We start from the raw sequence: 20016 nt of genomic DNA, 5'->3' as shown, positions 1-20016 counted from the left end.
GTTTGCATGGGGGTTGAGTTTATTGGGCATGGTTGCCACGAACGGTGCCTACAGCAGGATGCTGGTGCTGGATGAACCGGAAGACTTGACGGAACTGAGTCTAGAAGAATTGATGCAAAAAACGGTGACGTCGGTGAGCCGCAAACCCCAGCGGCTTTCCCGGGCGGCGGCGGCGGTATTCGTGATCACCGCCGAGGATATCCGCCGTTCCGGGGCGCTGAGCATCGCCGAAGCTCTGCGTCTGGCCCCTGGCCTGGAGGTGGCGCGCATCAACGCCAATCAGTGGGCGATTACGTCCCGGGGCTTCAATAACCGCCTTGCCAACAAGATGCTGGTGCTCATGGACGGCCGCACGGTGTACACGCCCCTGTTCTCCGGCGTGTATTGGGAAGTCCAGGACACGCTGCTGGAAGACATTGACCGGATTGAAGTGATTCGCGGCCCCGGCGCGGCTCTGTGGGGATCAAACGCCGTCAATGGCGTCATCAATATCATCACTAAAAGCGCCAAAGACACGCAGGGCGGTTTATTGACCGTCGGCGGCGGAACAGAAGAACGCGGCTTTGGGGCAGTGCGCTACGGCGCGCAATGGGGCGAGGACTTCCAGGCCCGCGCCTACGTCAAATCGTGGCGACGCGATGGCCAAGTTGATCCCACCGGGCGCGACACTCCGGACGATAGTCAATCCACCCAGGCCGGTTTTCGCCTTGACGGCGCGCTGTCGAACCAGGATGCGATCACCGTGCAGGGCGATATTTATCAAGGCGACGCCGACCAAACACTCACGTTCAGCACCTTGACGCCGCCCTATACCACGACCTTTGCCGAACAGGCCGATTTTTCCGGCGGCAACCTGCAGGCGCGCTGGCGACATGCCTTTTCGGCCACATCAGAACTGGAGGCGCAGATTTATTACGACCGAATGGAGCGCGATGAGGCGACAGGTAGGCAGACGCAGGATACCTTTGATTTCGATCTGCAACACCGGTTGGCCTGGAGCGAGGACCAGGACATCATCTGGGGACTGGGCTACCGCTTCACCCAGGATCGCATCCGCAATTCACCCTACGTGGGGCTCATTCCCGATCATCGGGATTTGAACCTGTTCAGCGCCTTCATTCACGACGAGATCAAGCTGGAGGAGCAATTATTCCTCACCCTGGGCGCTCGGTTTGAACACAATGATTACACAGGCTTTGAAATCCAGCCGAACGCGCGCCTGGCTTGGACGCCGGATGATCGACACACGATTTGGGGCGCTATTTCGCGAGCCGTGCGGACGCCATCGCGGGCCGATGCGGATCTTTACAACGATTTGTCGGTGATTCCGCCTAACACCCCGGCAAATCCACAACCTTTTCCTGTTCTGGTGACGGTCAATGGCAATCCGGCGATTCTGTCGGAAAGCCTGATCGCTTACGAATTGGGGTATCGATTTAATCCCCATCCCCGCTTTTCCCTGGACCTGGCAGGATTCTTTAATGTCTATGATGACCTGCGCACCGTGCGCGAGGATCAGCCCTACTTCGAAGTCGCCCCGCCGTCGCATCTGGTCTTGCCGCTGACCTTTGTGAATCAGATGAGCGGCCATACCTATGGACTGGAGTTGGCGACGGATTGGCGTCCGCTGGAAAAATGGCGGTTGCGCGCCGCCTATACTTATTTTCAGGCGAATTTGCGGCTGGATGACGGCAGCATTGATGTGTTGAGTCTGAGCGCCGCCGAAGGCTCCAGTCCCCGGCAGCAGTTCTCCCTGTTCTCCACCCTGGATTTGAGCGATCGCCTGGAATTTGACCTGTGGTTTCGCTCGGTCGGCGCTTTGCGTGATCCGCCAGTGGACAGCTACGCTACGCTGGACGTCCGCCTGGGCTGGAAGCCGTATAAGGATGTAGAACTGGCGATTGTGGGACAGAATCTGCTCGACAGCCCCCATCTGGAATATGGTTCGGCTTTCACAAATTCCGCAAGCACGGAAGTGGAGCGCGGCGTTTACGTCAGACTGGATTGGCGGTTTTAGGGTATCGAATGATGCGGAAACTCGCTTTTGACAACAAAACCTGGGGCGCGCTGATCTTGGCCACTGGACTGGCATTAAGCAGTTTGCCACATCCAGTCGCTGCCGCCGCGCCGGATCTGACCGAGCTGGACATTGAAGAGTTAATGCAAGTCAATGTCATCTCTGCCGCCAAGCAATATCAACCCTGGGCCGATAGCGCCGCCGCGGTTTTCGTCATTACGAATGAGGACATCCGTCGCTCTGGCGTCACTACCTTGGCCGAAGCGTTGCGTCTAGCGCCCGGCATGGAGGTCGCCCGCATTGACGCCAATCGCTGGGCGATCAGCATTCGTGGCTTCAATGGGCGCTTCGCTAACAAACTGCTGGTGATGATCGATGGCCGCTCCATTTATACGCCGGCCTTTTCCGGCGTGTATTGGGAAATTCAGGATTTACCGCTGGGTGATATCGACCGCATCGAGGTCATTCGCGGTCCCGGCGGCAGTTTGTGGGGCGCCAATGCAGTCAACGGGGTGATCAATATCATCAACAAACCGGCCCGCGCTACTCAAGGCGGTGTGGTCAGCGTTACTGCCGGAAATGAGGAGCGTTCCATCATCGATGCCCGCTATGGCGGCCAATGGGGGGGAAACGCCCAGTATCGGCTTTATGGCCGCCAGGCGCGCCGCGATGGTTTTGTCGACCCCGAAGGGAGGGATGCCGGCGATGACTGGACCCTCCAGCGCGGCGGGTTCCGCCTGGACTGGCAACCGACAGGCCGCGATTCGGTAAGCGTTATGGGCGATATTTATGACGGCGACTTCGATGAAAACGTGGTGGTTCCCATCCTGACGCCGCCCTATGCCGAGCGCCGGCTGGACTCGACTCACGCACATGGTGGAAGCTTACAAACCACCTGGGAACGCCGCTACTCAGAGCGTGAGCGGATCAACTTGCAGGCGTATTACCAGTATGAAGACCATGACGCCTTGCTGGCCCCCTTCCGGCTGGATACCTTCGACGTGGATTTCCAGCACAATTTCCAGTGGAGCGAAAAGCAGAAGCTGGTGTGGGGGCTGAACTACCGCCGCTATCACGACCGCTTTGATCCTTCCATGCTGATTACGCTGACGCCTTCGAGCCAGACTAGTGAACTGTTCAGCCTGTTCGCCCAGGATCAGATTGCCGTGACCGAGCGCTGGTTATTGACGTTGGGTGCTCGAATGGAGCACAACGACTACACCGGTTGGGAATTCCAGCCCAGCATCCGCTTGTTATGGAAACCCGATGATCGCCAGCGGGTTTGGGCCGCGGTATCGCGGGCGGTGCGCACCCCGTCGCGGGTTGAAGAAGACGCCCGGATTAATGCCATGACGCTGCCGCCGGAAATTACCGGCAGCCTGCCGGGTCTGATCGCGACACTGGGCGATCAGGGTTTTGACTCAGAGAAGCTGACTGCTTACGAACTCGGCTATCGCACCTGGCGGGGTCAGGATTTCTCGCTGGATGTCACGGCCTTTTACAATGATTATGACGAATTGTTCGCCACTGTTCAGGGAGCGCCATTTCCCGAACTAGAGCCATTGCCGCCGCATCTGGTACTGCCGCTCCATTTCCGCAACCTGTTCAATGACGATAATTATGGGTTCGAGGTCGCCGCTGACTGGCGCCCGCTGAAACACTGGCGGTTGCAAATGACCTACACCTATCTCTGGTCACGCCCCGAAGAGCGGCAATGGAGTCCATTGAACCAGGCGTCGCTGCGCTCTTCCTGGGATCTTCGCGATGATCTGGAGCTGGACGCTTGGTTGCTCTATACCAGCAAACTGGGTTCGGTGCCGACGATATCGCCACTAGGCGCGGTTTCGGTCGATCCCTCTCTCAATCTGACCTTGCGTCTGGGCTGGCGTCCTCAGCCTGGGTGGGAACTGTCCCTGGTCGGCGCCAATCTGCTGGATAATCAGCACCTGGAATTTGTCCAGGAAGTATTTTCCTACCCGGTCGAGGTCGAACGCAGCGTTTATGGCCAGATCAAATGGTCGTTCTAGCAGGGCGGATTAGCATTCTGGCGGCGCTGCAAACCCTGTTGCTGGCCATCGCCTGGCTGCCGTTGGCGGCGTCTGCCCTGGCGGCGGACGAATATGCGATCAAGGCGGCCTACCTGTATAACTTCGCCAAATTCGTGGAATGGCCGCCGAGCGCCTTCACAGGAGATGATGCGCCACTGCATATCTGTATCATCAACGACAATCCCTTTGGCGATGCGTTGGCCAGCCTGCGCGGCAAGACGGTGGGGAGTCATGCGGTCAGCGTGCAAGCATTACCGTCCCATTCAGATGGGTCGGGTTGCCATATTGTCTTTATCAGCCGTTCCCAGCAACCACGCTTGAAAAATCTGCTCGCGACGTTCGGCAAGCGTCCGGTGTTGACGGTCAGCGACATCGAAGATTTTGCTCAGGCGGGCGGCATCATTGGTCTGGTGGAAGTGGAGCAGCGGATTCACTTTATCGTCAATCTGGCCGCTATGCGCCACGCGGGTCTCAAGCTCAGCTCCCAGCTGCTCAAATTGGCGATCATCGTAGATGAAGGCAATTGAAGGTCATGACGTATGAAAGCGTTTGGCAATCTGTCGGTTAAATACAAACTGATGGCGATGATGTTGCTGATCAACGCCCTGGCGCTGGCGGCGGTCGCGGTGGCGCTGGTGATTAATGAAACCTACACCCTGCGCCAGGCGACCCGGAATCAGTTGCTGACGCTGGCCGATGTCATCAGCGCCAATACCGCGTCTGCGCTGCTGTTCAACGATCTTAAGGCCGCTGGGGAGAATCTGAGGGTGCTGCGCGCCAAACCAGATATCCGGTACGCAACAATTGATAGCCCCGATGAGCGCATTCTGGCAGATTATTATCTGCCGGACCTGACGGAAAAGGAACGTCAGAAATTACGCCAGGGCGATGACATTCTGAATCGCCAGCTTGAGCAGCAAAGTAGCGATGAAGTGAACCCGTCGTCGGCAGTCATCATGTTCAACGGCGTGGACGGTCAGATAATGATGGTCAAATGGCCGATCAAGCAGGACAACCAGCTGTTGGGGTACCTGGAAATGTACTCCGACATGCGAGATCTTACCGATAACCTGCATCGTTATTACTGGATTATTGCCGCCTTATTCGCAGCGTCGTTATCACTAGCGGCCGTATTGGCTTCAGGCTTCCAGCGAGTGATTTCCGTACCGATCCTGCGGCTGCGGGCGGTCATGGAACAAGTCTCCAATTCGCGCAATTACCACACGCGTGTGCAGCGCGACAGCAATGACGAACTGGGCGCGCTGGTGGACGGCTTCAATGACATGCTGGCGCAAATTCAGCGGCGCGATGCTGATCTGGCCCATTACAACGCGCGGCTGGAAGCACAGGTAGCAGCCCGCACCCAAGAGTTGTCAGATGCCAATCAGGAGTTGCAAACATTGGTGCAGGAACTGAGCGAGGCCAAGGAGTTCGCGGAAGCCGCCAGTCAGGCCAAGTCACAGTTCCTGGCCAATATGAGCCACGAAATCCGCACCCCGATGAACGGTATTCTGGGCATGGCCGAGTTATTGCTCAATACAGAACTCCCTGCCCAGCAACGGCGCTTTGCTGAACTGATCCAGCAGTCCGGTCTCAGCTTGTTGAAAATCATTAATGATATTCTGGACTTTTCCAAGATCGAAGCAGGCAAGCTGGAATTGTCCAACGTGGATTTCGATGCCCGCGTGGTGGTCGAGGAGGTTGCGGCTTTATTCGCGGATAGCGCCCAGCGCAAGAGACTGGAGCTGATTTGCGCGCTGCCGCCGCAACCCCTAGTCGCGCGCGGCGATCCAGTGCGTTTACGTCAGGTGCTGACCAATCTGGTCGGCAACGCCATCAAGTTTACCGAACGGGGTGAAGTGATGGTGTGGGCAGCGCCGCCGCGCGATACCGATGCGGGCCTGGAATTGCGCTTTGAGGTGCGGGATACCGGCGTCGGCATTCCCAAGACTGCGCAAACGCGGATTTTTAATGCCTTCGATCAGGTCGACGGATCCATGACCCGTCAGCACGGCGGCACCGGCCTGGGGTTGGCCATTGCCCGGCAACTTGTAGAGTTGATGGGCGGCGTACTCACTGTACAGAGCACGGAAACCCAAGGTTCGACTTTTGCCTTTAACCTGTTTTTGCAGCGGCCTGTCGAACGCGCTACGGGCCACCTCGGCTCTATCGACCATCTACGCGGCGTGCGCATTCTGGTGGTGGATGACAGCGCGACCAACCGCGAGACTCTGCTCCATCAATTACAAGCGTGGGAGATGCGCTGTGACTGCGTTGCCGACGGACAGGCGACAGTCAATGAGCTGTTGTTAGCCCATACCGCTGGCGATCCCTATGAAATCGCCTTGCTGGACGGCCTGATGCCGGACATGACCGGGGTGGAGCTGGCGTTAGCCATCCATGAACAACCGGAATTATGCAATACCTTGCTGGTTTTACTGACGTCAGCAATGTTTGAAGGCGAGTTTCAGGACAAGGCGCACAAGGCGGGCATAGTCTGTCAATTGCACAAACCCGTGCGTCAATCGCTGTTGTGGAGTTGCCTGCGTCAGTTACTTCAACCGGATGGGAAGAAACTCACGTCATCACAGCAAACGTGCCAACAGACCCTGATTCGTCGCGGAGCGCGCATACTGCTGGTCGAAGACAACGCGGTCAACCAGGAATTGGCGAAAGCGATGCTGACCGAGTCCGGTTGCATCGTCGCGGTGGCTGACCAAGGGCGCCAGGCCGTTGACTGGCTTGAGCAGCAAACCTGCGACCTGGTGCTCATGGATTGCCAAATGCCGGTGATGGACGGATTCCAGGCGACGGCGCTGATCCGCGAACGAGAGCGACAGCAGGCCGATCGTGGCCGGTTACCGATCGTGGCGCTGACCGCCCATGCGGTCAGCGGTGACCGGGAGCGTTGTCTGAAAGCGGGCATGGACGATTATTTGAGTAAACCTTTTTCCCAGGCGAATTTGGTCAAGATATTAAACCGCTGGCTGCCGACGCTCGTGCAGCTGTCCCTGGAACCCTCTCCCTCGACTTCTCACTTGCTAGCGGGCGAAGGGAGTGAGAATCGGTCGTCCGGCGAGTCCGCAGAACCGATCGATCAGCAGGTGCTGGAACAAATCCGTATTCTGGAACGCAGAGGAGCGCCCGGCCTGTTTTCTCGCCTCATTGGATTTTATTTGCGCGATGCGCCAAAGTTAATTGAAAAATTGAAAAAAGCCGTTGCTGATGATGATCATGATGCCTTGTGCATTGCCGCCCACACGTTGAAATCCAGCAGCGCCAATGTAGGTGCGATGCTTTTAGAAGGCTTGTGCAAGAAACTGGAAATGCAGGCGCGTCAACGCCAGGCTGTCGATGCCATGCAACAACTCGTGGAAATTGAAGAGGCGTTTGATGCCGCGCAAGCTATTCTGAGACAAGAGATCGTAAAAGGTAGATATGCGAATTCCGAGTAAGAAGATGCGGAATGTCGGACCAAAATTTATTGGCTAACAAATATCATCATTACATACGCCACTTTTTTCGAAAAAATCCAATCGGTTGAAAAACAAGGTTTCATTACGAACCTCAAATCGCCAAAAACTGTCGCATCAACGTAATCTGTAAATGACGCCACCAAATAGCGCATCAGCGCAGCATCTATGATTATCCTGTCGACCATACGGATTACGGTCGGATTTTCGCTGCGCCCTCGCGCCTGAACCCTTAACCGTATTGTTTGCCAAAAGGCTGGACATTTTCTTTAGAGCCGACTTCATTCACGGAGACTCTCATGCTCACAAACCGCCTTGCCGCTCTCGCGTTCTGGTGCGCCGTCGCTAGTCCAACGGTGGCCGTTGCCGCCAATCCGGTTCACGAATTCACCCTGAACAACGGTATGAAAGTGCTGGTCCGCGAGGACCATCGCGCACCGGTCGTTGTTTCGCAGGTCTGGTACAAGGTCGGCTCCAGTTACGAACCGAGCAGTTTGACCGGCATCTCGCATCTGTTGGAACATCTGATGTTTAAGGGTACGCCCGACGCGCCCGGCGGCGAATTTTCCCGCCTGATCGCTGCGAATGGCGGGGACGAAAACGCCTTTACCAGCCGCGACTATACCGCCTATTTCCAGACCCTGGAAAAGGAAAGACTGGAACTCAGCTTTCGCCTCGAAGCCGACCGCATGCGTCACCTACTGCTGAAACCGGAGGATATCGCCAAGGAGGCTCATGTCGTTGCCGAAGAGCGGCGTTTACGCACTGAGGACCAGCCGGAGGCGCTGACCCACGAACGTTTTCAAGCTGCTGCTTACGTGACCAGTCCCTACCGCAACCCGATCATCGGCTGGATGCAGGATATTCAGTCGATCAGTCCCGATGATCTCAAGCGCTGGTATCAGCAGTGGTATGCGCCGAACAACGCCACGCTGATCGTGGTCGGTGACGTAGACCCGATCAAGGTCCGCGAACTGGCGGAAAAACACTTTGGTCCGCTGCCGCCTGGCGATTTGCAGCCCCCCAAACCGGCGGCGGAAATCCCGCAATTGGGCGAGCGGCGCATCACCGTCAAAACCCCGGCTGAAGTCCCCTATGTGATTATGGGTTACAAGGCTCCGACGTTGAAAACTGCTACCGAGGAATGGGAACCTTACGCGCTGGATGTCCTCGACGGCATTCTCGATGGCGGCAACAGCGGACGAATCAGCCGCAACCTGATTCGCGGCTCCCAAGTCGCCGCCGCCGCCGGAACAGGCTACAGTCCGACTGACCGTCTGGAAGGGTTGTTTGTGTTGGCCGGCAATCCCGGGCCGGAACACGGCAGCGCAGAACTGGAACAAGCGTTGCGAGCTGAAGTCGCCAAACTGCGCGAGGCGCTAATCAGTCCGGAGGAGTTGTCGCGCGTAGTGGCCCAAGTGATTGCCGCTGATGTTTATCAGCAGGATTCGCTGTTCTATCAGGGAATGCGGCTGGGCATTCTCGAAACGGTCGGATTGGGCTGGCGGAAGCTCGATGACTATGTACAACACATCCAGACCGTCACCCCGGAACAAGTGCGCGAAGTCGCCCGTAAATACCTCACCGATGACCAGCTGACTGTGGCGGTGTTGGATCCGTTACCGCTTGAGGAGCGTCGCCCAGCCATGCCCGGTACGGCGATGGATCATGTAGTTCAATGATTTAAAATAAAAAATATGACTTGTAGCATCGGTTACGATTGACAAAGAAGTCTGCAAAGGGAAAGAAAGGAGGCTCTTCGAGGATTCTTGTGGAACCCACGCCGTAGGTCGGGCATAAGCATCGCGTTGCCCGACAGGAGCGCGCATGTCGGGCACGTCCTGTACCCGACCTACCGATTGCAGCATCAATTTCACAAGAACCATTGAAGAACCAGAAAGGATAGATGTCGCCTAATTCTGCGCAATGTCCTTTAATATCTCAGCATACTTTTCAATGTCTGTAGTCCGCAACAGGCGGCGCGCGATTTCCTTCAATTCGCCGACATGGCTATCCTGGATGACCTTCTTGATCTCCAGCAAACCGGTGGGATGCATACTGAATTCAGTTAAACCCAGGCCCAACAGCAACCGGGCGTACCGGGAATCACCCGCCATCTCCCCGCACAGGCTGACTGGGATGCCAACCTTCTGACCAGAGCGAATGGTGTGATGAATGAGCGTCAGGACTGCTGGATGCAGAGGGTCAAACAGATAGTTCACCTCATCATCGACCCGGTCAATTGCCAGCGTGTACTGAATCAGATCGTTAGTGCCGATGGACAGAAAATCCATGTAGCGGGCAAACTGAGCGGCGCACACCGCCGCCGCCGGCACCTCGATCATTCCGCCAATCGGCAAGCGTTCATCGAAAGCCAAGCCGCGCTCCCGCAATTCCTGCTTGGTCTCGTCTACCAACCGCAAGACTTGAAAAACCTCGTGAATATTGGAGAGCATGGGAATCATCATCCGCACCGGCCCATGGGCGGAGGCGCGCAGGATAGCGCGCAACTGCGGGCGAAACATCCCTAAATCTTTCAAGCACATGCGGATCGCCCGCAAGCCCAGGGCTGGATTGGTCGTCACCGGTCCGCCGCGCCCTCCATCCACCTGTTTATCAGCCCCGAGGTCAGCGGTGCGAATGGTGATTGGACTACCTTCCAGGGTCTTGATCACATGCAGATACGACGCCAGATGTTCTTCCTCGTCAGGCGCATCTGCGCGGTTCATGAATAAAAACTCTGTCCGATATAAACCGACGCCGTCCGCCATCACATCCCGCACTGCAGTCGCATCCTCGGGCAATTCAATATTCGCGTACAAACCGATCGTTACTTCGTCACGGGTAATCGCAGGCTTCCCCTTCAGTTTGCTCAATTCACGCTGTTGCCGGCGTTCTTCCCGTTGTTTATGGCGATAGTAACGTAAAATCCGCTCATCCAGTCCGATCAGGATCACGCCTTGGCGGCCATCCACAATCACCGGTTCGTCATGCCCCAGATAGCCTCGGGCATTACGCACGCCCACCACCGCGGGAATACCGAGGCTGCGCGCCAGAATGGCGGTATGGGACAAGGGGCCGCCATACTCGGTCACAAAAGCCTGCACGCCTTGATGTTGCATCAGGATGGTGTCCGCCGGGGTCATGTCGTCAGCGACGATGACCCGACCTTCAAGCCGACTCGACGCCAGATCCGCATAATCAGGATCGCTCAGATAAGCTGGATCTTCGGTGACCAGAACACGCTGCACGCGTCGCACGACATGATCGATATCATCCTTGCGGGTGCGTAGATAGGGATCATCCATTTGCTCGAAGATTTCGATCAGCAAATCCCGCTGGATTTTGAGCGCCCACTCGGCATTGCAATGACGGTCGCGAATCAAATGAATCGGCGCTTCAGTAAACATTGCGTCCTGCAACATCAACAGATGCGCGTCAATAAAAGCGGCAGCATCTCCCGGCGCCGTCGGCGGAACCCGCATCCGGATATCCTGTAATTGTCGCCGGGCGATTTCCAGGCTGTTCAGAAAACGCTGAACTTCGTCTTCGACAATATTGTCGGGAATCGTGTACTCGGTAATTTCCGGCTGATTGCGTTGCAATAGATAGGTCCTGCCAATCGCGTATCCCCGCGAAACTCCGATGCCATGCAGTGAAAAAGGCATGGGAAGACCCTCACTCGTCCTCGTCGAAACGACGCAGAATCAGTTCTTCCAGATGCTCGAGCGCTTGTTCGGCCTCGGGACCGCCCGCGCACAATTCCAGCCGGGTTCCACAGGCCGCCGCCAGCATCATCACCCCCATAATGCTTTTCCCATTCACCTCGCGCCCATTGCGCAGCAGACGGATGTCAGCGTCAAAGCGAGACGCCAACGTCACAAACTTGGCGGCGGCGCGGGCATGCAACCCCAGTTTATTGATGATGACGACTTCCCGTTTCAATACCATTGTCTACCTATGATCATTTGAGTTCCCGGTGACGGACCATGACATGGCGCCGCATCGCGCTGAAATAACGCCCTAGCGTTTCAGCGATGAAAACGGAACGGTGTTGGCCACCGGTACAACCGATGGCGACCGTCAGGTAGCTTCGGTTGCTCTCCTCAAAACGCGGCAGCCATTCGGCAAGAAATTGGCGCAGATCATCAACCATAGTTCTCACTTCAGACTGACCGTCGAGAAAATCAATCACCGGTTGGTCTCGTCCAGTCAGCGGACGCAATTGCGGCTCCCAGTGCGGATTGGGCAGGCAACGCACATCAAAAACGAAATCTGCGTCGGAGGGCACTCCATTTTTAAAACCAAAGGATTCAAACAGCAGCGACATGGCCTCCCCTGGCGTGTCATGCACCCGGCTACGGATCAATTCGCGTAACTGGTAGAGATTGGTGTCGCTGGTGTCGACGATCAGGTCGGCGCAAGCCACCACCGGCTCCAATAACTGCCGCTCGTGACGAATCGCCTCGCGCAACGGGACGCTGCCCAGATCCAGGGGATGACGGCGTCGGGTTTCGCTATAGCGCTTCAGTAACACCTCCTCTTCAGCCTGTAAAAATAGTACGTCGATGCTCAGATCGTTAGCGCGCAGCTCGGCCAGTATGGCGGGAAACCGGCTCAGTTCGTCGAAAAAGTTGCGGGCATCCACGCCGACCGCCACGGTAGGCGGCAACGTTGCGCTGGCGGCGAGAATCTCTTGCGCCAATGGCCGAATCAGCTTGAAGGGGAGATTATCGACGCAGTAACAATCCAGATCCTCAAGGGTCTGCAATGCGATGGTTTTCCCCGACCCCGACAGGCCACTGACGATAATTATGCGCATGGCGCAGCCTCCGCCATGCTCGGTACGGCCTCGGCCATGGCTTCGTTCATTCGCATCATTAGATCCTCATCCGCCTGATAGCCATTCAGGCGCAGGATATGGTCACGCACCGCGCATTCCAGCAGCACCGCCAGGTTGCGGCCGGGCGCAATGGGCAAGGTGATCACCGGAATACCTACGCCCAGGATCACTTGAGTATCGCGCAATCCCCGCAGCCGGGATTCATCCGGTGGAACGATCTCTTCCTGCTTAACCAGATTGACGATCAGTCGAACCCGCTTATTGCGCTTGATGGCGCTGTCGCCAAACATGCGACGAATGTTGAGAATGCCGAGTCCACGCACCTCGAGCAGATCCCGGATGGTGGGTGGACAGACGCCTTCCAGCACATCAGGCGCGATTCGGGTCAGATTCGGTGTGTCGTCGGCGATCAAACGATGACCGCGACTGATCAACTCCAGGGCCAGTTCACTCTTGCCGATCCCGCTACCACCGGTCACTAGGACGCCCATCCCGAAGACTTCCAACAATTCACCATGAATGACGGTAGATGATTCCAGCGTCTGTCGATAGTGGTAAAGCCGCTCCAGCACCACGATTGGCGCGGACGGCGTCGACCAGATCGGTGTTCCGGCGGCGTCAGCGCCAACCCGCAAAACTTCCGCCTGATCAACCAGATTATCGCAAATCAGAATCGCCCCGGTGGCCGGCCCTAGCAGCTGCCGAACCAGTACTTCCCGAACCGTCGATTCCAGTGAATTCAGGAAGGCGCTTTCTTCAGCGCCGAAAATCTGCAAGCGGGGCGGATGGATCCAGTTCAGTAATCCATAAAAGGGTGTACCGACTTCGACCGGTGGCCAAAGAACACGCTCCGCGCCAGACTTACCGCCAATCCAGTGCAAATCCAGCAAGGCGCCCAGTCCCTGGAAAATGGTTTGCGCCGTTGCCGAACGGTTCATGGCAGCGGCGCGGGCGGCTTCCAATCCCGGAGCCGCTCGTATAAATGCTGATCTGAGTCGCTTTCGCGCAACTGCCGGCAAAATTCCCGATCGCTGAACATCTCCGCCAGATAGGCGAGAATCTTGAGATGTTCATCGGTATAGTGATCCGGCACTAACAAGCCAAACACCAAATCCACGGGTTGCTGGTCGATGGCGTCGAAATCCACTCTTTTGCGGAGCTTGACAAAGGCGCCGATCGCGTGCTGAATCAACCCGAATCGGCCATGAGGCAAGGCCACCCCCTGGCCTAGACCGGTGCTTCCTAAACGCTCGCGGCCAATCAGACTGTCGAAGATCGGTCGAACGGTTAGATCTGCTTCTCCTGTCGCCAGCAGCTCGCTCAAAACCTCGATCACCCGCTTTTTACTGGTCACTTCGCTATCGCACACGATCCGCTCATGGCTAATCAAGTCGGTGATATCCAGGCTCATAGCTCCCTCCGCGGTGCAGATTGGAGTAAAAGCGCCGATTGACTCGTACAGCAAATATGCATTGCTGGTTGCGTCCGTGGTGAATTAGCCAGTTCCTGGGTGAGTAGAGAAAGCGCTTGCATCATCATCGCCGTAGTGACGCTCATCCGGGTTGGGAATAATCGCGCGCCTTTTCACCGCGATGTTTCTCAGTCAGTTTTTCCTTATGCTTCTTGATCTGACGATCGATTTTATCGCTCAGGGCGTCAATCGCAGCGTACAAGTCTTCATCGACGGCGTCAGCGAAAATGTCATTACCGGCGACATGAATGGTCGCTTCGGCTTTCTGGCGCAACTTTTCAACGCTGAGAATCACTTGGGCGCTGGTGACGTTGTCAAAATGCCGTTCAATGCGTTCCAGTTTGTCATGCACATAATCGTGCAGCGCTGGGGTGATGTCGATGTGGTGTCCGCTCAGTTTGATTTGCATGGCATGGACTCCTGACTGGCAGGTCTGGTTGCGGTTGATGGGGTCGGGGCAAACCGCTCCGGTAGTTCAGACGAGGCGTTTACGATCCGAAGATGATGGAATAGACATCGCTTCCCGGTATTTTGCCACGGTCCGCCGAGCCACTTGAATCCCTTCAGCGCCGAGCAGTTTGGCGATTTTATCGTCACTCAGCGGTTTACCGGGGTTTTCCGCCTGGATCAATTTGCGGATCATGGCGCGGATGGCGGTGGAAGAGCATTCGCCACCGTCACTGGTGCCGACGTGGCTTGAGAAAAAGTATTTTAACTCATAAATGCCTCGTGGAGTATGCATATATTTCTGAGTAGTGACACGCGAAATCGTCGATTCGTGCATGCCCAACGTTTCGGCCACATCGCGCAGAATCAGCGGCTTCATGTATTCGTCGCCATGTTCGAGAAATTCTCGCTGGCGCTCGACGATGCAGGTCGCAACCTTAAGCAGGGTTTCGTTGCGATTTTGCAAGCTTTTTAAAAACCAGCGCGCCTCTTGCAAGTGATTTTTCAGGTAAGTGGCGTCGCTGCTTTGGCCATTACGTTTGGTCAGCGCCGCATAGCGTGTGTTGATCCGCAATTTGGGGGTATTCTCGGGATTCAGTTCCACACGCCAGGCAGCCTGCTGCCGATAAACCAGCACGTCTGGCGTCACGTATTGGGGTTCTTCACTGGACAGACGAGCGCCTGGATAGGGGTTCAATGACTGGATCAGACTGACAATGCTCTGCAATGCCTCGCGCGAGACCTTGAGCCGCCGTATCAAACCATTAAAATCATGATTAGCGAGCAGATCGAGGTGCTGTTCGACGAGTTGACGGGCCTCGGCCAGCCAAGGCGTCTCATCCGGCAGGGCTTCCAGCTGCAAAAGCAGACATTCCGCTGGGCTTCGCGCAGCAACGCCTTGGGGATCAAAGTGCTGGATTTGTTTGAGCACCGTCCCGGCTTCTTCGAGGGTCACTTCGAACTGATCGCGCAGTCCTTGGCAAATCTCTTCAAGAGATACCGCTAAGTAACCGGATTCGTTGATTGAATCAATAATCGCGGTCGCTATCTCCATTTCCCGGTCGCTAAACGGCGTCAGCCGCATTTGCCAGTACAGATAGTCACGCAAGGATTCGCTAGCGCCGGTATAGCGCTCATAAGGATCCCACTCATCGTCTTCATTTCGCGAGTAGCTGGTCGCGCCGTCATAGGACTCGTAGATGTCTTCCCAGGCGCTGTCGACCGGCAATTCGTCCGGCAGGTTATCGGTGCTGGCTGCGCCGACTTCGGTTTCGGAGCTGGCGTCGGCTGCAGTTTGGGCCGCCAGAGTTTCCGGCTGCACCGGCAGTTCTGGCAGTTCGTCAGCGCGTTCCAACATCAGGTTGGAATCGAGAACGGTTTGAATCTCCGTCTGTAAATCCAGACTGGACAGTTGCAGGAGGCGAATGGCCTGCTGCAATTGAGGGGTCATGGTCAGTTGTTGACCCAGGCGGAGCTGCAATGACTGTCTCATAACAATACGATCTGGCGTCGATCCGTTGAACTGAAGCTACCTATAATCCTAGCCGGTTTTGCGCATTCTGTGCTAGGGAAATGACGAAAGGGAATCTATTCCTAATTTTATCTCGATTCATAACTGGAAAGATTCGCCAAGGTAGACTTGGCGCACCTGCTGGTTAGCAAGGATCGCAGTGGAATCGCCCTCGGCGATCATCCGGCCTTCGCTAAGAATGTAGGCGCGATCGCAAATACCCAGCGTCTCTCGGACATTGTGATCCGTGATCAACACGCCGATCCCACGGTCGGAAAGATGCCGGATAATGCGCTGAATATCCAGAACGGATAAGGGATCGACGCCAGCGAACGGCTCGTCAAGCAAAATAAAGGCGGGATTGGCCGCTAATGCCCGGGCAATTTCCACCCGCCGGCGTTCGCCGCCCGACAGGCTGATGCCCGGGTTACCCTGCAAGTGCCCGACGTGCAATTCATGCAAAAGCTCCTCAGCTCGGGCGCGACGTTCAGCCCGCGTGAGATCGGGACGGGTTTCCAGAATCGCCAGCACATTGTCCAGAACGCTCATGCGTCGGAACACCGACGGCTCCTGTGGCAGATAGCCAACACCCAGGCGAGCACGAGCATGCATGGGCAGATGAGTCAGGTCACGCTCATCGAGCAGCACCCGCCCCTCATCGCAATGAATCAAACCAACGATCATGTAGAAACAGGTGGTCTTACCTGCGCCATTCGGACCTAATAAACCGATGACTTCACCGCTGGCGACGGTCAACGAAGCGGCGTCCACCACCACTCGTTTGCGATAACGCTTGACAATTTCATGGGCGACCAGTTGCGCCATGGTTACGGCTTCCTAGCGGGCGATTCATTGGCGCGCGGCTGGATAGTGAACTGGATGCGTCCCTGTTTGCCCGCGCCACGCGCCCGCACTACGTCGTCCTTGAGATCGTATTCCACCCGGTCGCCGGTGAATACGTCCTGGCCCTGGGTCAACCGGGCGCCGCCGCTCATGATCACCTTGGCGCTGACTACGTCGTACTCGACTCGTGGGCTCACTCCCTGAATTTCCGGTTTGTCTGCCGTTGGCCGATAGCGCAAAGTGACCGGTTTGCCTGTAGCCTCCATACGCTGGAAACCGCCATCCTTGACGTAAATGGTGGCGGTGTCGGAAGTCAGCCGCATGGAACCCTGGCTGATCACGACGTTGCCCTCGTAAGTGCTGACGCCGGTCTTCTGGTCAATCTGGCCGCGACTGGCTTCCAGTTGAATGGGCTGGTTGCGGTCTTCCGGCAGAGCGATCGCCAATAAGGGCGTTAACGCCAATGCCAGCGCCCAGATGAATTTAGGGTTTGGGGGGGTCATAAGTACCTCTTACCTGGGAAAGCAGTTCCAACCGCTCTTGATCCAACCAGGCGCGAACGCCAACGGCGCGTAATTCCCCACCGGGAGTGATTGCCCGCGCCGGCGCGGCGGTTTCAACATAGCGTTCGCCGGGACGAATCAATACATCGCGCGTGGTCACAGTCACCGGCGGCTTGCCACTCGTGGCGAGTCGGGTCATGGTGACCGCACCCTCCAAACGCACGGTCTCATAGTCGGCGGCGACCCAGCCCTGCTCAGACTGCAATCGCCACTCACGGGTCTGGCCGTCAAGCTGATACCAGTCCAGTACAGGCCATTCAATCCGAGCGCCGAGTTTGTCGGGCAATTGGGCCAGTTGCGGCGCTTCAACCACATATTCCCGCACCCCAGCGGTGTTGAGGCGCACTGCCTGAAAGTGGTTGATAATCATTACCGGTTCCTGGCTCTTGGCGCGTTCTGGCTCACGCAAGCCGGATTCTACCCACTGCAACAGGCCATAGCTCAAACCGGCCAATAGCGCCAGTACTGTCAGAGAAAAAATACCGCGTGCGGTGATGCTGGGGGGCACAGTCAAAGATAGCGGCTCCGCGCCGCCGCCAACTGGCCACGCGCTTCCAGCAACAATTCACAGACTTCGCGCGCTGCGCCACGCCCACCTCGGCTAGGAGTTTGCCAGTGTGCATGTTGCCTGACGAAGGGATCGGCGTCCTGCACGGCGATCGCCAAACCCACCTGGGTCATCACCGGCAGATCAATCAAATCATCGCCTACATAGGCGACCTGATCGGCAGTCAAGTTCAACTGCATTAGCAGATTGTTGAATACAACGCGCTTATCGTCTACCCCCAGGCAGGCATGGCGAATGCCCAAATCTTTCATGCGTCGTTCCACTGAGGCGGCATGGCGACCGGAGATAATGGCGATCTCCACACCGACATCAAGCAGCATTTTGATGCCATGACCATCACGGATGTGAAAAGCCTTGAATTCGTTGCCATCATTAGCCAGGTAGAGGCGACCATCAGTGAGGACGCCATCTACATCGAAAATCACCAGTTGAATTCGAGCGGCCTTGTTCAATACATCGCGCATTGCGAATTTCCTGAAAGTGGAGGCTACAGCACACCGGCGCGCAACAGATCATGCATGTTCAGCACCCCAGCCAATTTTCCAGCGGAGTTTACCACGGGTAGCGCATTAATCCGGTATTCCTGCATCATGCGCAGCGCCTCGGCGGCCAAGGCGCCCGGCGCAATAGTTTTACAGGGGTGCGTCATGACTTCAGCGACCCGGGCCGTATGCACGTCCACCTGCCGGTCCAGCGCGCGACGCAGGTCACCATCGGTAAAAACGCCCAGCACACAGTCGTCGGAGTCGACCACCACGGTGGTTCCCAGGCTCTTGCGGCTCATCTCCAGCAGAGCGTCCTTGAGCAGGTCGTCAGGCATACTGCGTGGCATTTGTTCGCCGGTATGCATCACGTCGTCGGTGAGCAGCAGCAGGCGGCGCCCAAGCCGGCCACCGGGATGGGAGCGGGCGAAATCTTCGGCGGTAAAGCCGCGTGCCTCCAGCAACGCCACGGCCAGCGCATCGCCCATCGCCAGCGTAGCGGTGGTGCTGGAGGTTGGAGCCAAACCTAGGGGACAGGCTTCCTGGGGAACGCTGACGTCGATGTGAACCTCAGCGGTTTTCGCCAAAGTAGAGCTGGGGTTACCCGTCAGTGCGATCAGCGGAACGCCCAGACGTTTGAGTAATGGTAACAGCGTCAGAATTTCATCGGTTTCCCCGGAATTCGACAGCGCCAGCACGACATCCTGCGCCGTGATCATGCCCATGTCGCCGTGGCTGGCCTCGGCGGGGTGGACGAAAAAAGCCGGAGTGCCGGTACTGGCCAAAGTAGCAGCGATTTTGCCGCCGATGTGTCCGGATTTGCCAATACCCAAAACCACGATGCGTCCCTGGCAGCGCAACATAAGGCCACAGGCATGGACAAAGCGGTCGTCAATGCGGCTTTTGAGTTGTTCCACGGCCTGGGCTTCAAGGGTCAAAACCTGGCTGGCCAGGCGTTTCAGTTGGTCAGCGTGCATGACGGGTTGGAATTCAGTCATTCAATGCCGTAGCAGAGGTAATAGCGTGAGCGAAAATCCCCAGTATCTTGGCAATCCGGCTGATCAGATATTCATCGAAATCCACCCAGGCAATCCGGCCTTCCAGTCTCAGGAAGCGCCAGTTGCTACCGGTAGTGACTACGCCAAGAATTGAGCGAAGCGGTCGCCGCTGCTGTTCATTGAAAGTTCGGGCGGCGACCATTTCGGCAATGCATTGCGGATAGCCGGCCTTGATGTTTTCGTTTTTGGCTTCCACCACACACACCACCGGCGCTTCGATGAAAACCTGATCCGGGGAAGCGCTGAGAATAAAATCACAATATCCGTTCAAATCCTGGGTTTCATCCACGCTAAAATCAGTACCGGAAAACAGGCTAACTTGCTGCTTGAACAAACGCCGTACTTCCATCAATACCGGTGCGATAATGAATTCCGAACGGGCTTTTTCCGTGTTGATGTTTAAGGCTAAAGGTACGTTTTCTTGTAACAACTGCGTCAGTAACAGACTGGGATTGATGTCTTCCACATCGCTAAACAGCGAATCTGCGGATTTTATGCCGAGATCGAATTTCTGTTTGATAATCTCAAGATTTTTGAAGTTGCTGTAGGACATTAGCTCTGCCCATGACATCAGCGAAAGAACTGACCGCTTCCAGTTTCATAGCAGTCATAGCCTTCGCCAGAAGAACAACAAAACAGGGGCGACTGCAGCCGCCCCTGGTATTCTCAACAACGGCGCTGCTCAAGGGCAAC

The 20016-nt window shown here is 56.5% G+C and carries 18 protein-coding genes; 5 read left to right on the top strand and 13 right to left on the bottom strand.

Annotated elements, in window-relative coordinates:
• Nucleotides 1-28 precede the first annotated feature (28 nt).
• The 5 genes from H6973_16370 (at nucleotide 29) to H6973_16350 (ending at nucleotide 9220) form a co-directional block, all read left to right on the top strand.
• Nucleotides 29-2017 carry a TonB-dependent receptor gene (locus H6973_16370; protein MCP5127159.1) on the top strand — a complete coding sequence of 663 codons (1989 nt, stop codon included), beginning with the start codon at nucleotides 29-31 and terminating at the stop codon, nucleotides 2015-2017.
• Nucleotides 2018-2028: 11 nt separating this feature from the next.
• On the top strand, nucleotides 2029-4044 hold the full coding sequence (locus H6973_16365) for a TonB-dependent receptor (GenBank protein ID MCP5127158.1): 2016 nt from the start codon (nucleotides 2029-2031) through the stop codon (nucleotides 4042-4044).
• A complete protein-coding gene (locus tag H6973_16360; protein MCP5127157.1) occupies nucleotides 4032-4592 on the top strand; it encodes a YfiR family protein in 561 nt (186 codons plus the stop codon). Before H6973_16365 ends, H6973_16360 begins: the two co-directional genes overlap by 13 nt.
• A 12-nt stretch (nucleotides 4593-4604) precedes the next feature.
• On the top strand, nucleotides 4605-7520 hold the full coding sequence (locus H6973_16355; GenBank protein MCP5127156.1) for a response regulator: 2916 nt from the start codon (nucleotides 4605-4607) through the stop codon (nucleotides 7518-7520).
• Between the two features lie 317 nt (nucleotides 7521-7837).
• Complete coding sequence (locus H6973_16350; protein ID MCP5127155.1) at nucleotides 7838-9220, top strand: insulinase family protein; 1383 nt, start codon at nucleotides 7838-7840, stop codon at nucleotides 9218-9220.
• A 231-nt stretch (nucleotides 9221-9451) separates the two neighbouring features.
• Here the strand turns inward: H6973_16350 and ptsP are convergent, their stop codons facing one another.
• The 13 genes from ptsP to H6973_16285 form a co-directional block, all read right to left on the bottom strand.
• Entirely contained in the window at nucleotides 9452-11206 is a 1755-nt protein-coding gene (ptsP, locus tag H6973_16345) for a phosphoenolpyruvate--protein phosphotransferase (protein MCP5127154.1), read from the bottom strand.
• A gap of 10 nt (nucleotides 11207-11216) precedes the next feature.
• Nucleotides 11217-11489, bottom strand: coding sequence for an HPr family phosphocarrier protein (locus H6973_16340; GenBank protein MCP5127153.1), 273 nt, complete (start codon nucleotides 11487-11489; stop codon nucleotides 11217-11219).
• A 13-nt stretch (nucleotides 11490-11502) separates the two neighbouring features.
• Entirely contained in the window at nucleotides 11503-12360 is an 858-nt protein-coding gene (rapZ, locus tag H6973_16335) for an RNase adapter RapZ (protein ID MCP5127152.1), read from the bottom strand.
• The gene (gene hprK / locus H6973_16330; protein MCP5127151.1) at nucleotides 12351-13343 is read right to left on the bottom strand and encodes an HPr(Ser) kinase/phosphatase; all 993 of its coding nucleotides are present in this window, start codon (nucleotides 13341-13343) and stop codon (nucleotides 12351-12353) included. Before hprK ends, rapZ begins: the two co-directional genes overlap by 10 nt.
• Nucleotides 13316-13786 carry a PTS sugar transporter subunit IIA gene (locus H6973_16325; GenBank protein ID MCP5127150.1) on the bottom strand — a complete coding sequence of 157 codons (471 nt, stop codon included), beginning with the start codon at nucleotides 13784-13786 and terminating at the stop codon, nucleotides 13316-13318. Before H6973_16325 ends, hprK begins: the two co-directional genes overlap by 28 nt.
• Before the next feature lie 148 nt (nucleotides 13787-13934).
• Entirely contained in the window at nucleotides 13935-14261 is a 327-nt protein-coding gene (raiA, locus tag H6973_16320; protein ID MCP5127149.1) for a ribosome-associated translation inhibitor RaiA, read from the bottom strand.
• 66 nt (nucleotides 14262-14327) lie between these two features.
• Nucleotides 14328-15791 (bottom strand): RNA polymerase factor sigma-54, encoded by a 1464-nt coding sequence (locus tag H6973_16315; GenBank protein MCP5127148.1) that lies wholly within the window; start codon nucleotides 15789-15791, stop codon nucleotides 14328-14330.
• A gap of 117 nt (nucleotides 15792-15908) precedes the next feature.
• Nucleotides 15909-16634 (bottom strand): LPS export ABC transporter ATP-binding protein, encoded by a 726-nt coding sequence (gene lptB, locus H6973_16310; GenBank protein ID MCP5127147.1) that lies wholly within the window; start codon nucleotides 16632-16634, stop codon nucleotides 15909-15911.
• A 2-nt stretch (nucleotides 16635-16636) separates the two neighbouring features.
• A complete protein-coding gene (lptA, locus tag H6973_16305) occupies nucleotides 16637-17155 on the bottom strand; it encodes a lipopolysaccharide transport periplasmic protein LptA (protein ID MCP5127146.1) in 519 nt (172 codons plus the stop codon).
• Nucleotides 17136-17729: an LPS export ABC transporter periplasmic protein LptC gene (gene lptC, locus H6973_16300; protein MCP5127145.1), complete on the bottom strand. Its 594-nt coding sequence runs from the start codon at nucleotides 17727-17729 to the stop codon at nucleotides 17136-17138. Before lptC ends, lptA begins: the two co-directional genes overlap by 20 nt.
• Complete coding sequence (gene kdsC, locus H6973_16295) at nucleotides 17726-18247, bottom strand: 3-deoxy-manno-octulosonate-8-phosphatase KdsC (GenBank protein MCP5127144.1); 522 nt, start codon at nucleotides 18245-18247, stop codon at nucleotides 17726-17728. Before kdsC ends, lptC begins: the two co-directional genes overlap by 4 nt.
• A gap of 23 nt (nucleotides 18248-18270) precedes the next feature.
• A complete protein-coding gene (locus tag H6973_16290) occupies nucleotides 18271-19263 on the bottom strand; it encodes a KpsF/GutQ family sugar-phosphate isomerase (protein ID MCP5127143.1) in 993 nt (330 codons plus the stop codon).
• Nucleotides 19256-19876 (bottom strand): hypothetical protein, encoded by a 621-nt coding sequence (locus H6973_16285; GenBank protein ID MCP5127142.1) that lies wholly within the window; start codon nucleotides 19874-19876, stop codon nucleotides 19256-19258. Before H6973_16285 ends, H6973_16290 begins: the two co-directional genes overlap by 8 nt.
• Nucleotides 19877-20016: the final 140 nt, after the last annotated feature.

Source organism: Gammaproteobacteria bacterium (genome assembly GCA_024235095.1).
Lineage (GTDB): Bacteria > Pseudomonadota > Gammaproteobacteria > Competibacterales > Competibacteraceae > UBA2383.
This window is presented reverse-complemented; position numbering and strand designations above follow the sequence as displayed.

Coding starts and splice junctions, on each gene's coding strand:
- H6973_16355 (MCP5127156.1), top strand. CDS start 4,605: ATGAAAGCGTTTGGCAATCTGTCGGTTAAATACAAACTGATGGCGATG.
- H6973_16370 (MCP5127159.1), top strand. CDS start 29: ATGGTTGCCACGAACGGTGCCTACAGCAGGATGCTGGTGCTGGATGAA.
- H6973_16285 (MCP5127142.1), bottom strand. CDS start 19,876: ATGTCCTACAGCAACTTCAAAAATCTTGAGATTATCAAACAGAAATTC.
- H6973_16290 (MCP5127143.1), bottom strand. CDS start 19,263: ATGACTGAATTCCAACCCGTCATGCACGCTGACCAACTGAAACGCCTG.
- H6973_16365 (MCP5127158.1), top strand. CDS start 2,029: ATGCGGAAACTCGCTTTTGACAACAAAACCTGGGGCGCGCTGATCTTG.
- H6973_16360 (MCP5127157.1), top strand. CDS start 4,032: ATGGTCGTTCTAGCAGGGCGGATTAGCATTCTGGCGGCGCTGCAAACC.
- raiA (MCP5127149.1), bottom strand. CDS start 14,261: ATGCAAATCAAACTGAGCGGACACCACATCGACATCACCCCAGCGCTG.
- H6973_16340 (MCP5127153.1), bottom strand. CDS start 11,489: ATGGTATTGAAACGGGAAGTCGTCATCATCAATAAACTGGGGTTGCAT.
- lptB (MCP5127147.1), bottom strand. CDS start 16,634: ATGGCGCAACTGGTCGCCCATGAAATTGTCAAGCGTTATCGCAAACGA.
- H6973_16350 (MCP5127155.1), top strand. CDS start 7,838: ATGCTCACAAACCGCCTTGCCGCTCTCGCGTTCTGGTGCGCCGTCGCT.
- rapZ (MCP5127152.1), bottom strand. CDS start 12,360: ATGCGCATAATTATCGTCAGTGGCCTGTCGGGGTCGGGGAAAACCATC.
- kdsC (MCP5127144.1), bottom strand. CDS start 18,247: ATGCGCGATGTATTGAACAAGGCCGCTCGAATTCAACTGGTGATTTTC.
- H6973_16315 (MCP5127148.1), bottom strand. CDS start 15,791: ATGAGACAGTCATTGCAGCTCCGCCTGGGTCAACAACTGACCATGACC.
- ptsP (MCP5127154.1), bottom strand. CDS start 11,206: ATGCCTTTTTCACTGCATGGCATCGGAGTTTCGCGGGGATACGCGATT.
- lptA (MCP5127146.1), bottom strand. CDS start 17,155: ATGACCCCCCCAAACCCTAAATTCATCTGGGCGCTGGCATTGGCGTTA.